18 protein-coding genes and 1 pseudogene are annotated in these 14565 nt (G+C 60.8%); 12 read left to right on the forward strand and 7 right to left on the reverse strand.

Going from position 1 to position 14565, the window contains the following annotated elements:
- Window positions 1-107 precede the first annotated feature (107 nt).
- From J2857_RS07140 to J2857_RS07155, 4 genes are read left to right on the forward strand one after another with little or no spacing between them, the layout of a single operon-like run.
- Window positions 108-701, forward strand: a complete 594-nt coding sequence (locus J2857_RS07140) for a LysE family translocator (protein ID WP_210009361.1) — start codon at window positions 108-110, stop codon at window positions 699-701.
- 11 nt (window positions 702-712) lie between these two features.
- The gene (gene nthA / locus J2857_RS07145; RefSeq protein ID WP_210009362.1) at window positions 713-1354 is read left to right on the forward strand and encodes a nitrile hydratase subunit alpha; all 642 of its coding nucleotides are present in this window, start codon (window positions 713-715) and stop codon (window positions 1352-1354) included.
- Window positions 1351-2010, forward strand: a complete 660-nt coding sequence (gene nthB, locus J2857_RS07150; RefSeq protein ID WP_210009363.1) for a nitrile hydratase subunit beta — start codon at window positions 1351-1353, stop codon at window positions 2008-2010. Before nthA ends, nthB begins: the two co-directional genes overlap by 4 nt.
- Window positions 1997-2368, forward strand: a complete 372-nt coding sequence (locus J2857_RS07155; RefSeq protein WP_210009364.1) for a nitrile hydratase accessory protein — start codon at window positions 1997-1999, stop codon at window positions 2366-2368. The genes nthB and J2857_RS07155 overlap by 14 nt, the downstream gene beginning before the upstream one ends.
- Window positions 2369-2372: 4 nt before the next feature.
- Here the strand turns inward: J2857_RS07155 and J2857_RS07160 are convergent, their stop codons facing one another.
- Genes J2857_RS07160 through J2857_RS07170 form a run of 3 tightly spaced genes read right to left on the reverse strand, consistent with a single transcriptional unit; the run spans window position 2373 to window position 4076 of the window.
- Entirely contained in the window at window positions 2373-3158 is a 786-nt protein-coding gene (locus J2857_RS07160; protein ID WP_210009365.1) for an anti-sigma factor family protein, read from the reverse strand.
- Window positions 3155-3715 (reverse strand): RNA polymerase sigma factor, encoded by a 561-nt coding sequence (locus J2857_RS07165; RefSeq protein ID WP_210009366.1) that lies wholly within the window; start codon window positions 3713-3715, stop codon window positions 3155-3157. The genes J2857_RS07160 and J2857_RS07165 overlap by 4 nt, the downstream gene beginning before the upstream one ends.
- Window positions 3699-4076 carry a COG4315 family predicted lipoprotein gene (locus tag J2857_RS07170; protein ID WP_210009368.1) on the reverse strand — a complete coding sequence of 126 codons (378 nt, stop codon included), beginning with the start codon at window positions 4074-4076 and terminating at the stop codon, window positions 3699-3701. The genes J2857_RS07165 and J2857_RS07170 overlap by 17 nt, the downstream gene beginning before the upstream one ends.
- 152 nt (window positions 4077-4228) lie before the next feature.
- Between J2857_RS07170 and J2857_RS07175 the strand changes: the two genes are divergently transcribed.
- The 5 genes and pseudogenes from J2857_RS07175 (at window position 4229) to J2857_RS07195 (ending at window position 7797) form a co-directional block, all read left to right on the forward strand.
- Window positions 4229-4594: an ArsR/SmtB family transcription factor gene (locus J2857_RS07175; protein WP_210009369.1), complete on the forward strand. Its 366-nt coding sequence runs from the start codon at window positions 4229-4231 to the stop codon at window positions 4592-4594.
- Window positions 4591-5051, forward strand: a pseudogene (locus J2857_RS07180) (SRPBCC family protein). The gene J2857_RS07175 and the pseudogene J2857_RS07180 overlap by 4 nt, the downstream one beginning before the upstream one ends.
- 131 nt (window positions 5052-5182) lie before the next feature.
- On the forward strand, window positions 5183-6280 hold the full coding sequence (locus J2857_RS07185; protein ID WP_210009370.1) for a hypothetical protein: 1098 nt from the start codon (window positions 5183-5185) through the stop codon (window positions 6278-6280).
- A 34-nt stretch (window positions 6281-6314) separates the two neighbouring features.
- Window positions 6315-6599 (forward strand): hypothetical protein, encoded by a 285-nt coding sequence (locus J2857_RS07190; protein ID WP_210009371.1) that lies wholly within the window; start codon window positions 6315-6317, stop codon window positions 6597-6599.
- A 73-nt stretch (window positions 6600-6672) separates the two neighbouring features.
- Entirely contained in the window at window positions 6673-7797 is a 1125-nt protein-coding gene (locus tag J2857_RS07195) for an ATP-dependent DNA helicase (protein ID WP_210009372.1), read from the forward strand.
- Between the two features lie 33 nt (window positions 7798-7830).
- Here J2857_RS07195 and J2857_RS07200 read toward each other — a convergent pair whose 3' ends face one another.
- Window positions 7831-8520: a MerR family transcriptional regulator gene (locus J2857_RS07200; protein WP_210009374.1), complete on the reverse strand. Its 690-nt coding sequence runs from the start codon at window positions 8518-8520 to the stop codon at window positions 7831-7833.
- Window positions 8521-8860: 340 nt separating this feature from the next.
- On the opposite strand from J2857_RS07200, the gene J2857_RS07205 reads away from it, so the two are divergent.
- Entirely contained in the window at window positions 8861-9613 is a 753-nt protein-coding gene (locus J2857_RS07205; RefSeq protein WP_210009376.1) for a pyridoxine 5'-phosphate synthase, read from the forward strand.
- Here the strand turns inward: J2857_RS07205 and J2857_RS07210 are convergent.
- The 3 genes from J2857_RS07210 to J2857_RS07220 all read right to left on the reverse strand — a co-directional run bounded on the left by J2857_RS07210 (window position 9610) and on the right by J2857_RS07220 (window position 12298).
- Complete coding sequence (locus J2857_RS07210) at window positions 9610-10560, reverse strand: bifunctional helix-turn-helix transcriptional regulator/GNAT family N-acetyltransferase (RefSeq protein ID WP_210009378.1); 951 nt, start codon at window positions 10558-10560, stop codon at window positions 9610-9612. The genes J2857_RS07205 and J2857_RS07210 overlap by 4 nt on opposite strands.
- Window positions 10561-10619: 59 nt before the next feature.
- A complete protein-coding gene (locus J2857_RS07215) occupies window positions 10620-11336 on the reverse strand; it encodes an aspartate/glutamate racemase family protein (protein WP_210009380.1) in 717 nt (238 codons plus the stop codon).
- 77 nt (window positions 11337-11413) lie between these two features.
- Window positions 11414-12298, reverse strand: a complete 885-nt coding sequence (locus J2857_RS07220; RefSeq protein ID WP_210009382.1) for an SDR family oxidoreductase — start codon at window positions 12296-12298, stop codon at window positions 11414-11416.
- A gap of 147 nt (window positions 12299-12445) precedes the next feature.
- Between J2857_RS07220 and J2857_RS07225 the strand changes: the two genes are divergently transcribed.
- Together J2857_RS07225 and glmU are read left to right on the forward strand one after the other, a co-directional pair.
- Complete coding sequence (locus tag J2857_RS07225; protein WP_210009384.1) at window positions 12446-12856, forward strand: winged helix-turn-helix transcriptional regulator; 411 nt, start codon at window positions 12446-12448, stop codon at window positions 12854-12856.
- 256 nt (window positions 12857-13112) lie between these two features.
- Window positions 13113-14474, forward strand: coding sequence for a bifunctional UDP-N-acetylglucosamine diphosphorylase/glucosamine-1-phosphate N-acetyltransferase GlmU (glmU, locus tag J2857_RS07230; protein ID WP_210009386.1), 1362 nt, complete (start codon window positions 13113-13115; stop codon window positions 14472-14474).
- The last annotated feature ends 91 nt before the right edge of the window (window positions 14475-14565 follow it).

Consider the following 14565-nt stretch of genomic DNA (forward strand, 5'->3'; position numbering starts at 1 on the left):
AAGTTCCGCTTGAAGATCATGTCCAACGACATTATCACCGGAACAGCAGGCCATCCGCGAAACGAGATTGTCGAGGCAACCGGGGCGGATTGGCGCTAGGAGAAAATATGTCGCTGGAAACCTTTCTGGCCCTTGTCCTGTTCGCCTTGACCACCTCGATCACGCCTGGCCCGAACAATATGATGCTCTTCGCGTCGGGCGTGAATTTCGGCTTCGTGCGGACGATTCCCCACATGCTCGGCATCGGTGCCGGTTTTCTGTCGCTGCTGATCGCGGTTGGCCTCGGCCTCGGCGCACTGCTGCATTCGGTGCCGGTCGTCTACACAGCACTGAAATTCGCCGGCGGCGCCTATCTGCTCTGGGTCGCCTGGAAGATCGGCACATCGCGCAGCCTGTCGGATGGCAGGACCGGTGCACAGCCGATGACATTTATTGGCGCGGCAGTCTTCCAATGGGTCAATCCGAAGGCCTGGGTCATGGCGGTCACCGCCATGGCAACCTATACGGACCCGGAATATTACCTGCCGACCGTGATGCTCGTGGGGCTGGCGTTCGCCGCCGTCAACGTACCGAGCGTTTCGACCTGGGCCGGTTTCGGTTCGGCGCTGCGCGAATGGCTGTCGGTGCCGGCGCGGCTGAAATGGTTTAACATCACCATGGCGCTCCTGCTTGTCGCGAGCCTCTGGCCAATGCTGAAGTGAGGGAGGCCGTCATGTCTGCAGATCATCACCACCACGATCACGACCACCACCATCACGGCCATGGGCACGACAACCGCTATACGGACATGCATGCACGCGTCAAAGCGCTGGAGACGGTGCTGACCGAAAAGGGATTGATCGATCCGAAGGCGATCGACGAGATCGTCGAGACCTATGAGACGAAGATCGGTCCGCGCAACGGCGCCCGCGTGGTCGCAAAGGCGTGGAGCGATCCGGACTTCGCCGAATGGCTGACGACGGACGCAACGGCCGCGATCGCGAGCCTCGGCTATACCGGCCGGCAGGGCGAACATATGCGGGCGGTGTTCAATACGCCTGATACCCACAACCTCGTCGTCTGCACGTTGTGCTCCTGCTACCCCTGGGCGGTGCTCGGGCTGCCGCCGGTCTGGTACAAGGCGCCGGCCTATCGCTCGCGCGCGGTCATCGATCCCCGCGGCGTGCTTGCGGAATTCGGCGTCACGCTGCCGGAGACGAAGAAGATCCGCGTCTGGGATTCGACTGCGGAACTGCGTTATCTGGTGATCCCGGAGCGGCCTGGCGGCACGGACGGCTTGAGCGAGGAGGAGCTTGCCGACCTCGTCAGCCGCGATGCGATGATCGGCACGGCGATTGCGGGGCCGCGGCCATGAACGGGCCTCATGATCTCGGCGGCCAGATGGGCTTCGGGCCTGTGGCGCCGGAAAAGGACGAGCCGTATTTCCATGCCGAGTGGGAGAAGCGGGCACTGGGGCTGACGCTGTCCGGCGGCGCTCTCGGTGCCTGGACGATCGACGAAAGCCGCCACGCGCGCGAGAATATTCCGCCTGCGGAGTATCTGGGCGCGAGCTATTACGAGATCTGGACACGGGCGCTAGAAATTCTCCTCGAACGCCATGGCTTCGTGACCGCCGCCGAGATCGATGCGGGGCATAAGCAGATGGAACCAGTCACCCCAAAACGTATCCTGAAGGCGGAGATGGTGGCGGGCGTGCTCGCCAAGGGTGGACCTTGCGACCGGCCCGTCGAGACCGAACCGCGCTTCCAGCCCGGCGACCGGGTGCGGACCCGCAATTTCAATCCGGAAACCCATACCCGCCTGCCGCGTTACGCCCGCGCCAAGGCCGGCATTGTCGAAGCGGTGCAGGGTTCTTTTGTGTTTCCGGACGACAATGCGCATGGCAAAGGCGAGAACCCGCAATGGGTCTATACCGTCGCGTTCGACGCCGCCGAGATCTGGGGCGAGGGGGCAGATCCGATGCTCACGGTTTCGATCGATGCCTGGGAGAGTTATCTTGAGCACGTGTGAGACCCCGTCGCCGCTGGCCCAATCGCCGGGTCTGCCGAAGTCACCGGAGGGTGACCCGGTTTTTCCAGAACCTTGGGCGGCGGAGGCCTTCGCGATGACGGTGCATCTGCACGAGCGCGGGCTGTTCACCTGGAGCGAATGGGCGGAGGCGCTTTCGGGCGAGATCCACAGGCCCGGCCGGGCCGAGGACGCCAGCGACTATTTCGACTGCTGGGTGGCGGCGCTTTCGGGGCTGCTGGTCGGTAAGGGTGTGGCGGACGGCGAGACGATCCTGGCGCTGCAGCAGAGCTGGCAGCGGGCCGCCGAAGCGACGCCGCATGGCCGGCCGATCGAGCTTGCCAACGATCCGCTGCGCTGAAGCTTCAGCTCGGAAACTGCCGGTAACATTCCTCGGCGATCCGGCGCAGCATGTCGCGGGAGATTTCGCCGGTGACGGCATAACCGAGTTCGCCGTCGATCCAGTAGAAGGTCTCGACAGTGCTGGCGGAGGCGAAGCGGAAGCTCGTCGTGCGGTTTTCCTTGTTGCGGCCGACGAGCACCGTCAGGCGCTGGCCCGCCTGGTCCTCGTACATGAACATGGCGCCCGGCTTGCCGCCGACCGGCAGGAGGCGGCCGCCGACCAACTTGAAGCCCATCGATTGCAGGTTCGGAACCTTGAGATTGGCGATCGACAGCCGCTTGCCGAGCCAGTTGGCAAGATGCGTCTCCTCGTTGGCGAAGACTTCGACCGGGTGACGCACCTCGCTTGCATAGACGAGGAAGGCGTTGCGGGCCTCGCGGGGGAGGATTTCAGTGGTGGCGAGCCGGATTTCCGGGCGTTCGAACAGAAGTGGGCCGTAATGGCCGCCGAGCGCGCCGGCTGCGAAGATGAGCACTGCGGCCACGGCGAGCGCGAGGCGGCGCGGCGACCGGGTGCTGGCGCGCGTCAAACCGCCGGTGAGAAGCTGGATATCGGAGGGTTTCGACCGTTCATGACCGGCGAAGGCGGCGCGCAATTCGTCGTTCTGCTCCTGCCAGTCGGCGACCATCTGCGCGGCGTCCGGGTTTTCGGCCAGAAAGCTTGTCACGCGGGCACGGTCGGCCTCGTCGAGGAAGCCGTCGGCATAGGCGTGCAGTTCCGCTTCGGATACGGATCCGGCTTCGGTCATCGTGGTCTCCGCAATGGTATGACGTTTTCCTCCCGCATTTTTTCCCGCAGAGCCTGGCGTGCCCGCGACAGGCGCGACATGACGGTGCCGACCGGTATCTCCAGCATGTCGGCGACTTCCTGGTAGGCGTAACCTTCGACGACCACCAGCATCAGCACCGCGCGCGCCTCCTTCGGCAGCGTTTCCAGCGCCTGGACGAGGCGGTTCTTTTCCAGGGGATCGTCGGCGCTCGTGCTTGCGGCCAAGGTCTCCGCCTCCTCTATGCCGACGGATGGACGCCGCGCCACCGAGCGGCGGGCGTTGAGGTGGAGATTGGTCATGATCCTGTAGGCCCAGGATTTGAAATTCGCGCCGCGCCACTGGCCGCGGCTGACCAGCGCCTTCTCGACGCAATCCTGCAACAGGTCCTCGCTCTCCGTGTCCGAGCGCGTCAGGCTACGCGAATAACGCCTGAGCGAGGGCAGGAGGGCGAGGATCTGCGCCTCGAAGGAAAGCGGCGCGGGAGCCTGTGCCTCGCGCGCCGCTCCGGAAGTGGATTGATCAGGGCTTTGCGACATCCCAAACGCCGTTCACGCCGTCACCGGTGGTGTCGCCTTCCTTGGTGTCCTTGACCCAGTAATAGAGCGGCATGCCATCCTTCGCCCACTGCTTGGCCCCGTCCTTGCGGGTGACGATGGAGTATGCACCATCCGCCTTCGCATGGGAAGCGGCCATGACCGGCGGCCAGTTGGCGGCGCACTTGTCGTAGCAGTTGGAAGTGCCCGGCTTGTCGTTCTTGAAGGTGTAGAGCGTCATGCCCTTTTCACCGGCAAGGACGTCGCCCTTGGTGGAAGTCTTGACGGTCTTGAACGGGCCGGCAGCAAACGCGACCGAGGTCAGCGCAGCCAGCGCGAAAGGCACGAGAATGAAGGTCTTCATGGATCGTCTCCCTGGTTGAATGGCGGCCTCACATCGGCCACCAACAGTCAAGACACCGGCAGGGGCGAATTTATTCCGTCGATCGCTAAAGATTTTTCGAGAAAAAGATACTTAGCCGTTGAGCTAATCGTTTCGATTTGATACTTAGCCTTATGGAAAAATATTCGAGCGAACTCGACGGCCTGTTCCAGGCACTTGCGGACCCGACACGGCGGGCGGTTCTGGGACGCCTCGGCCAAGGCTCGGCAAGCATCAGCGATCTCGCCGAACCTTTCGACATGGCGCTGCCATCATTCATGAAACACGTGCGTTTCCTGGAGGAGAGAGGTCTGATCAGGACGCAGAAACAGGGTCGGGTGCGGACCTGCACCTTGGAGAAGGCACGTTTCGCAATGCTGGAAAACTGGCTTTCCGAACAACGGGCCATCTGGGAAGCCCGCACCGACAGGCTGGAACAATTGGTTCTGGCGAAACAGGAATTCCTTCGGGGCGAACAGAAACGGGAGACAGGCAGATGATGCAGACCTTCAATCCGGATCTCGACCTCAGCATTTCACGGCTGATCAAGGCGCCTCGCGCGGCCGTCTGGAATGCCTGGACGGATAAGGCGAGTTTCGAACAATGATGGATCCCTGCGCCGGCGCTCTGCAAGGTCGTGGCGATGGACATTCGCCCTGGCGGGGCCTTCGAGACGCAGATGAGCGAGAATGGCGGCGAATTCGGTCCGCACTTAAGCGCCTGCTTTCTGGCCGCCGACGACCAGGAACGGATTGTCTTCACCAATGCGCTGACGGGCGGCTGGAGACCGGCCGAACAGCCGTTCATGACCGCGATCATCACCTTCAAGGATCATCCGCAAGGCACGTGATGCACAAGAGCCCGGATGACCGGAAGATGCATGGCGAACTGGGCTTTTTCGACGGCTGGGGCACGGTGATCGAACAGCTCGCCAAGCTGCTCGAACGGCAACAATAATATACCGAATCAACCCATCACCAAACTGCGTGGAAGTGTGCTCTATAAAGTAGTATTCCCTGATTGATTTTTCGAATATTATACCTATAATTGTATTTGTTGCGCCCGTTGTGTAGGAGTGGGGGGAGCAAATGCCTTACTACTTAGTAGTGCTCCTTCCGACCGCGATATTTGCGGTGTTCGTACCGCTCGCCATCGTGATGGTTAGGCAGACGGTGAAATTGCAGCGGCAGGAGATCATCCGAGATCTCGCCGCGGTGTTTCATATGCCATCAACAGAAGACAAAACGAGGCTCATTCCTTCGTTTGAGTTCGTGAAATTCAAATATTTCCTCGGTGAGCAGGATCATGGTCTGGGACGCTCGCCACAGGATTTTGGTTTATGGGCGTGGTTTGTCGGAATCGCGCCGTTCGTTTTGATCGTTGGCGGTATCTCTTGGCTCGGTTTTGCTGTTTTGCTAGGAGCGACGTTTCCTCCCCCTCTGTCAGGACTGATGGGAGACGCTGTCACGCCGTCTTGGGCGGTGGCAATGATCAGTGCACTTCTTGGCGCCTATCTTGTCAACATCCGGCAACTCTATCGCGCGATCAACAACTTCGATCTCAGTCCCGCTTTATTTGTTTTAAGCGCCATCGATATTGCCGGCGGCGTGGCACTGGCGATTGTGATCGCAAAGGGTTTCGAGGAACTGTTTTCCATCAATCAACTGACTGGCAGCGGCCTTGTCCTCCTGGCTTTTGCCGTAGGCTTTCTACCCTCCGCGGCGATCCGCGATATCTTGAACAAGAGCAGGCTTTCCTCCTTCAAGAAGGAAAATATGGATGTCTACAGGAGTTTTTCCTCGACACCAATCGAGATTGTCGACGGCATTAACACCAGCGTCCGCGACAGATTGGAAGACTATCACATAACGTCTGTTCAGAATTTGGCCGCTGCCAACCCTTTAATGCTGTTCGTCGAAGCGCCTTATGGAGTCTATCAAATTATGGATTGGGTGGCGCAGGCCCAACTCTGCAGTTCTGTTGGATCAACCGCAGTTTATTCGTCTCTGGAAATTGGGGATACGGACGCTTTTCGACTTGGAAAGAGTAGCGTTGGATCCGCGTTGCAACGACAAAGCGTTAATAATCGCGGTCGGGGAGGCGATGTTCAATGTGGACCCAAACAAATCTGCGCCCTTTGTGCTCGCCGAAAGTTCCATCAGGGCAAATATTCAGATCCGTCTTGACGATCCCCACGTCCACAGGCTGCGTCAGATCTATATGCAGGTCGGTGATCGCATTGGCCGCCGGCATTCGCGCTTTCATACAACGGAACCATTCTTCAGCATAACGTCGGCTGCTTTGCAATTCACGTCTCCCCATACCATTCGTGACAAAGGAGCAGGATTGGGGGCCTTCGATGTTGGTAATAAAATCGGCATTAAAGGCGGTCCGAACAACGCAAGAATCCTGACCATAAAAAACAAAAATCCTTCCGAATTGCTTGTCGATGAGACGGTGGCTGACAGTTCAGACGAAGTAGTTACCGTCATTAATTTTTCCTGATCCATCCTCGGCTTTATGTTTTTATCGTTCTTTTTCAGTTGCGCTTGCCTGCAGAATCCTGCCAAGTCCCGCCATGCAATTTGCACCGCAACAGGACGAGGCCCTCAAGGCCGTTTCGCAATGGCTGAAAGAGGGGCGCAGCCAGGTCTTCCGGCTGTTCGGTTATGCGGGCACCGGCAAGACCACGCTTGCGAAACATTTCGCCGAAAATGTCGATGGCGAGGTGCTGTTTGCGGCCTTCACCGGCAAGGCGGCGCAGGTTCTTCGCTCGCGCGGCGCGCGCAATGCGAAGACCATCCATTCGCTGATCTACCGGCCGCGCGGCGAGGAGGCGGTCGAGGACGACGCGGGCAAGACGTCGATCGCGCCAATGTTCTCGATCAACCGGCAGAGCCCGGTCGCCAAGGCGGCGCTGATCATCATCGACGAATGTTCGATGGTGGACGAGGCGCTCGGCAAGGACCTGATGAGTTTCGGCACGCCGATCCTTGTGCTCGGCGATCCCGGCCAGCTGCCGCCGGTGAGCGGCGGTGGTTTCTTCACCGAACAAGACCCGGATTACCTGCTGACGGACATCCACCGCCAGGCGCGCGACAACCCGATCATCCAGCTGGCGATGAACGTGCGCGAGGGCAAGGAGATCATGTATGGCGACTACGGCACGGCCAAGGTGATCTCCCGCAACGAGGTGACACAGCCGCTGGTAATGGAGGCGGACCAGGTTCTGGTCGGCACCAACAAGACCCGCAAGCGCTACAATCAGCGGCTTCGGGAACTGAAAGGTTTTACCGCGGACTATCCGCAATCCGGCGACAAGCTGGTCTGCCTCAGGAACGACCCTGCCAAGGGCCTGCTCAACGGTTCGCTCTGGCAGGTGATGAGTTCGTCGCGCGAGACGGTGAAGCCCGGCATCAACCTGATGATCCGGCCGGAAGACGACGACATGGATCGCGGGGCTGCCAAGATCAAGCTTCTGAAACAGGCGTTCGAGGAGCAGGAGGGTGAAATCCCCTGGACGACCCGCAAGCGTTACGACGAGTTCGACTACGGTTACGCGCTGACCGTCCACAAGGCTCAAGGGTCGCAATGGAACAACGTCGTGCTTTTCGATGAGAGCTGGGCGTTTCGCGACAGCCGGGAGCGCTGGCTTTATACCGCGATCACCCGCGCGGCCGAGACGCTGACTATCGTCCGATAAAGGAGCGGCGTTCGCTGAAACATCGTCGGCCGATCAGTTCGGCACGAAGCCGAGCAGCATCGCCTTGGCGACGGCCTGAAAGCGATTGGTGGCCTGGAATTTCTGGATGATGTCATCCTCCATCCGGCGCAGGTCCTCGAATTCGAGATTGAGGGCGCGGGCCAGCCGTGGCGCCGAATATCCTTCAGCCATCAGGCCCAGGCAGCGTTTCTCGACATCGCTCAGGACCAGGGACATGGGCCGGGGCCTAACAAGCGCCTGGTCTTCTTCCTCGGCAATCAGCAGGCTTTCGATCTGCTGCATCTGCCGGCGGATGTTGGAAATGTCGGCGGTAAGCTCCCGCTTTCGCCGTGCCAGCATGTTGTGGAACATCTCGTCGGCTTCCGCCTCCGAGGTCGCGCCCGCAAGCTCTTCCATCAGTTCCTGGATGACCGCAACCGGAATGCCGATTTCGCGGCAGGCATTGATGACCGCCATGCGGTGGATCTGAACCCTGTCATAGACCCGCATGGCGCCGGAGCGGCGGGCGATGATCAGGCCCTTTTCCTCGTAGAAGTGAAGCGTGCGATGGGTGACGCCGAAGAGATCCGCCATTTCGGCGATCGCCACCGGCTGGGTGGGCATTTCAAAAGGGAGTGAAACCTGGGGGAGATAAGGGAAATGACGGGCTGCTCCCGCAAGGGGCGCGCTTTCGGTCATGGCCTGCATGATATCGCTCTGCATCGAGTCCCCTTGCGCCTGAGTTTGGCGTCGTGGTCAAATCTGCACCTACAGGTTGCGACCTCGTGTCGGCCTCCTGGATAGAACCTCGGTACTGAAAATGCGGACCCGATTGAAATGGATGGCAGAATTCGCTGTTCAAACCGTATTCCGCCGCCTTTTGGCCTGCCCGGCGAACTCTGTTAGATATAGATTAGCTAAAACTGTAGGAAATGGTAGCCCCGGTTGCCTCGTGAATTCTCGTCCATCAAAACTCTTTATAGGTGCATTTTCCCAAACCCGGTGGCATTGCGAAGGCGCATGGCCTAAAAGCGGATCGATTTCTCAGAGACCGGGTGTTGCCATGCCGACCAAGCTTTCCGTCAACCTCAATGCCATCGCCATGCTGCGCAACCGCCGCGATCTTCCCTGGCCGAGCGTCGAGGGGCTGGGGCGTATCGCGCTTCAGGCGGGCGCGGCCGGCCTGACGGTGCATCCGCGCCCCGACCAGCGCCATATCCGCTTCACCGACCTGCCGGTTCTTCGGGCGCTGATCGATGACGAGTTTCCTGAGGCCGAGTTCAATATCGAGGGTTATCCGAGCGAGGATTTCCTGGCGCTCTGCGAGGCGACCCAGCCGGAGCAGGTGACGCTGGTGCCGGACGATCCGGCCCAGGCGACCTCGGATCACGGGTTCGATTTCCGTGCCACGGGCGAGATGCTGAAGCCGATCGTGGCACGGCTGAAGAAGGGCGGCATGCGGGTGTCGCTGTTTGCCGATGGCGACGGCGATATCGAGGCGGTGAAGCTTGCAAGGGCAACGGGTGCCGATCGCATCGAGCTCTATACCGGTCCCTATGGCGGCTGTTTCGACCATCCCGAGCTCGGCGCGGAGATCCTTGAAAAGCTCGGCCGGACGGCGGATGCGGCTTTTGCCGAAGGGCTTGGCGTCAATGGCGGCCATGACCTGACGGTTGCCAACCTGCCGGCGCTGGTGAAACGCATCCCGCAAATGGCGGAGGTGTCCATCGGGCACGGCCTGACAGCGGATGCGCTGGAATACGGCATGGCGGAAACCGTGCGCCGCTTCCGCCGCGCCTGCGGACAGACGGTCTAGTTCGACGACGAAAGCTTTGCCTCGCAGAGGTCCAGCACCCAGGTCTGGCCGTTGCATTCCGGCCCGAACAGGTTGTGCTTTTCCTCCGCGACCAGCTTGAAGCCGGCCGTTTCGTAGATGCGGACTGCGGCTGTCAGGATATCGTTGGTCCACAGCGACAGCTTTTTGTAGCCGGCGAGCGTCGAGAATTTGATGCATTGTTCGACCAGCGTCCGGCCAAGGCCAAGGCCGCGGGCGGCCGGGTCGAGATAGAGGAGGCGGAGCTTGGCGGTGTCGCCGCCGCCGTCGGCCACGACCACCGAGCCGACCCGTTTGCCGCCGCGTTCGGCGATCCAGCAGCGTTCCCGCTCGTGGTTGAAGTTGGCGATGAACTTGCCGGCGACTTCGGCGACCAGGCCCTCGAACTTGTCGTTCCAGCCGTATTCCCGCGCATAGGCGACCGCCTGGGCTTCGATGAGCCAGCCCATGTCGCCGATGCGGTGCGGACGGATAACAACCGGTGGGGAGGGTACGGTCGATTGCGGATCGAGAACGGTGCGGATAGCCTGCATGCAGCCGATCAATTTTTCATGGCCCATCTCATCCACGTCCCTCAGATCCTTGGCGATCTGCTGGCGGGAGCGTTCGCCGAGCGTCTCGTATTCGGCTTGTCCCTTGTCGGTGACAATGAGGATCTGGCTGCGTTTGTCGCCGGGGTCCGGCTCGCTGTCGAGGAAGCCCGCCTCGCGGAATTTCTTCAGCAGTCGGCTGAGATAGGCCGGGTCGAGGCCGAGATCGCGGTTGAGTTCGGTCGCGGACACCCGTTGGCGGGCGCCCATTTCGTAGAGGATACGCGCCTCGGTCAGCGTGTAGTCGGTGTCGAGATAGCCCTTGGAGAGAATGCCGAGCTTGTTTGTGTAGAAACGGTTGAAGGCGCGGACGGCGTCGAGAACGGCAGGATCGGTCATCGGCAGAATCTCCTTTGCGAAGATTCTGTCCAATATTTATTGGACTGAGTCAAGTAAATTTATGCCGCAGCCTGTTTTGCCGGCGACTGGCCGAGTGCGAAATCGACAGCGGCCGTGGCGTGGATGGCGGTGGAATCGACGCCAGGAAGTGGTAGGCTGGAGGGGTCGAGGAGGAGGCAGATTTCCGTGCAGCCGAGGATGATGCTGTCGGCGCCTTCAAGCTTTGCCTTCTCGATCATGGCGATGGCCCGGGTGCGGGAGGTGTCGAGAACCGTGCCGGCGCAGAGCTCGTCGAATATGATGTCATGGATGTCGGTTCGGTCTTCCGCGTCCGGCACCACGGCATCGATGCCGAGCATCTTCATGCGCTCGGTATAGAAACCGTGCTCCATCGTGTAGCGGGTGGCAAGCAGGAGCGGGCGGTTCAGCCCTTTCGATGTCAAAACCTTGGCGGTCTCATCGATGACATGGATGAGGGGCACGTCGACCGCGGCCTGCACTTCCGGCGCGACCAGATGCATGGTGTTGGTGCAGATCAGCACGCATTCCGCGCCGGCTGCTTTCAATCCGCGGGCGCTTCCCGCAAGATGCTCGGCCGCCAGATCCCAGCGGCCGGCCTTCTGCATGTCGACGATTTCGGCAAAGTTGACGGAATGGAGCAGCAGATCGGCAGACGCAAAACCACCGAGGCGTTCGCGCACCATCTCGTTGATCAGCCGATAATACACAGCGGCGCTTTCGAAACTCATCCCGCCAATCAAGCCGATCTTGCGCATTTTTTCTCCAAATGAGATGGAACTTGGCAACTCCATCTCATTATCGCGAAATTTGGAGAGCCGCAATCGGCGAGGGGCTAAGCGGCGAGGGCGGCCTTCTGTGTCTCGAAATAGTCGGCGAGCGTCTGCGGCTTCTGGCCCGTCAGCATCTCGTAGTCGCCCGTCAACTGCTCGAAATTGCCGGCGCGGATATTGGCGTCCGCCGAGACGAGCATGGTGGCGACGAAGGCGGGCAGGCCGGCGCCGATGAGGCCATGTGTCAGCTGTTCGTCTGTGACATCGACGACATCCAGTGGCTTGCCGGCGGCGGCAGATGCACGGGCGGCGATTTCTGCGGCCGTCAGGGATTCCGGGCCCGTGAGGGTGAAGGTGCGGCTGCCGGCCGGCGGATTGGCAAGCGCAGCGGCTGCAGCACGGGCGCAGTCGTCGCGGCTGAGCGTGGTGATCTTGCCCGTACCCACGGACGTGTACCATTTGCCGACCTGAAGATTGTGCGGCATGCCCATCAGATAATTGTCGTGATACCAGGAATTGCGCAGGATCGTGTAGGCGACGCCGCTTGCCTTGATGGCCTCTTCGGTGCCGAGATGATCCGGTGCGAACGTGACCAGCGACTTGTCCGGGTTCGGCATCGACGTGTAGACGATATGTTTCACGCCGGCCTTTGCGGCGGCGGAAACGGCGTTCCTATGCTGTGTGATGCGCTTGCCGGGCGTTGCCAGTTCGTCGGTGGAAATGATCAGCACGCGATCGACGCCGGTAAAGGCTTTCACGAGACCGGCTTCGTCGTCGAAATCAGCGTGGCGAGTTTCCAGACCGCTGGCGGCAAGGTCGGCGAGTTTGTTCGGATCACGGCTGGCAGCGACGATGTCGGCGGCGGCGATCTTGGATGTCTCCAGCAGGTGACGCAGCACTGCGCGGCCCAGATGGCCGGCGGCGCCGGTGACGAGAAGTTTGGTCATGAGGTCTTCTTTCCTGGCAATGGCCGGCCTGAAGGCGCGGCGAAGGACGTTGGTCTCAAAAAGAGACTAGCACTAGAATAAGAATTGACTTCGATCTGTAAAGGAGGCAGTTTCCAGGGAGATTGTTACTTCAAGGGAACCAACTCCATGGCCCTCAATGCAAGCCGCAAGCCGGTCCTGGACGGCAAGGAATGCGACATGTCCGGGTGGGACATGGATAACTGCCCGGTCCGGGACGTCCTCGACCGGATCGCCGGCAAATGGTCGACGCTGCTTCTCGGGGCCTTGGCGCGCCAACCCTATCGCTTCGGTGAGCTTCGCCGGCTGGTGCCGGATATTTCGCAGCGGATGCTGACCCAGACTTTGCGCGACCTGCAGCGCGACGGCTATATCGAACGCGAAGTGTTTCCGACCAAGCCGCCGAGTGTCGAATACCGGATGACCGATCTCGGCCGCTCGCTCTTCGAGCCGCTTTCCAAGGTGCTGCTATGGGCGGAAGTCAATCATCCGTCAGTCAAGGCCGCGCGCGTGAAATACGACGAGAGCGAACTGGCTTGATGGGAAACGGCTCCGGCGGGGCATATCGCTGATACGGCAAGGTAGCAACCGGACCAGACCCGATCCGGTCCGTGCTCGAAACCTATCCTAGGAAGATGGCAGCACCGGTTTCGATGCGGCCACTTGAATGATTTGTTCTGCTTCCCACGCAGGCTGTCGGGCGACCTTTTTGTTTCCGCCGCACATAAGGCGTTTATCGCGCTTCAATCATCTTGCTGTTATGAAGCGGCAAAATGCCTGAGAAGGAGAAACCCTTATGAGCCGTTCCTGCCTCGCCGTCATCCTCGCCGCCGGCGATAGCACGCGCATGAAGTCGTCGATGTCGAAAGTGCTGCATCCGATTGCCGGCCGGCCGATGATCGCCCATGTGATGGCGGCGGTGGCATCGACTGATGTCACCGAGGCGGCACTGGTGGTCGGCCGCGATGCGGACGGGGTTGCCAAGGCCGGCGCGGTCGAGGGTGTTGCGGTCGAGGCCTTCCTGCAGACCGAGCGTCGCGGCACGGGCCATGCGGTCCTGACGGCGAAACAAGCCATCGCCCGCGGTTACGACGATATCCTGATCGCCTATGGCGACGTGCCGCTTGTCACCTCCGCTCCATTCACCGCGGCGCGGGAAAAGCTGGCCGCCGGAGCTGACGTGGTGGTGATCGGTTTCCATACGGACAGGCCGACCGGCTATGGCCGGCTGCTGGTCGAAAATGGCGAACTGGTCGCGATCCGCGAGGAGAAGGATGCGACCGACGAAGAGCGCAAGATCACCTGGTGCAATAGCGGGCTGATGGCGATCAACGGCCAGAAGGCGCTGTCGTTTCTGGAGGGCATCACCAATCAGAATGCGAAGGGCGAGTTTTACCTGACCGATATCGTGGAAATCGCGCGCGCGGCAGGCGGCAAGGTCGTGGCGGTCGATGCGCCGGAAACCGAAGTCGCCGGCTGCAACAATCGCGCCGAACTCGCCATGCTTGAAAAGCTCTGGCAGGAGCGCCGGCGCCATGAATTGATGATCTCGGGCGTCAGCATGATCGCGCCGGAAACCGTCTTCCTTTCCTATGATACGGAGATCGGCCAGGATGCGCTGATCGAGCCGAACGTCGTTTTCGGCCCGGGCGTCAGGATCGACGGCGGGGCGGTGATCCACGCCTTTTCCCATATCGAGGGTGCGCATGTGAGCGGCGGCGCCACCGTCGGGCCTTTCGCTAGGCTTCGCCCCGGCGCCGATCTTTCCGCGGGCTCCAAGGTCGGCAATTTCTGCGAGGTCAAGAATGCCAGGATCGAAGAGGGGGCCAAGGTCAACCACCTCACCTATATCGGCGACGCATTCGTCGGCGCCCATTCCAACATCGGCGCCGGCACGATCACCTGCAATTATGACGGGGTCAACAAGCATGAGACCCGCATCGGCGCCAACGCCTTTATCGGTTCGAACTCGTCGCTCGTCGCACCCGTCTCGATCGGCGACGGCGCCTATGTCGCCTCGGGAAGCGTCATCACCGAAAACGTGCCGGCCGATGCGCTGGCGCTTGGCCGTGCCCGCCAGGAAGTGAAGCCGGAGCGTGCGAAAATCCTCCGGGAGCGGGCGCTTGCCTTCAAGGCGGCCAAGAAGGCCCAAAAATAACCCGGCCATTAACATTTGCGCGTTACTTTCCGACATCGAAAGTGACCGGCGGGCCGATTGCGCAAAGCCCGCAATCGGCTAGGAATTCGCG

This window comes from Neorhizobium galegae (genome assembly GCF_017877055.1).
In the GTDB taxonomy this organism is placed as follows: domain Bacteria; phylum Pseudomonadota; class Alphaproteobacteria; order Rhizobiales; family Rhizobiaceae; genus Neorhizobium; species Neorhizobium galegae_D.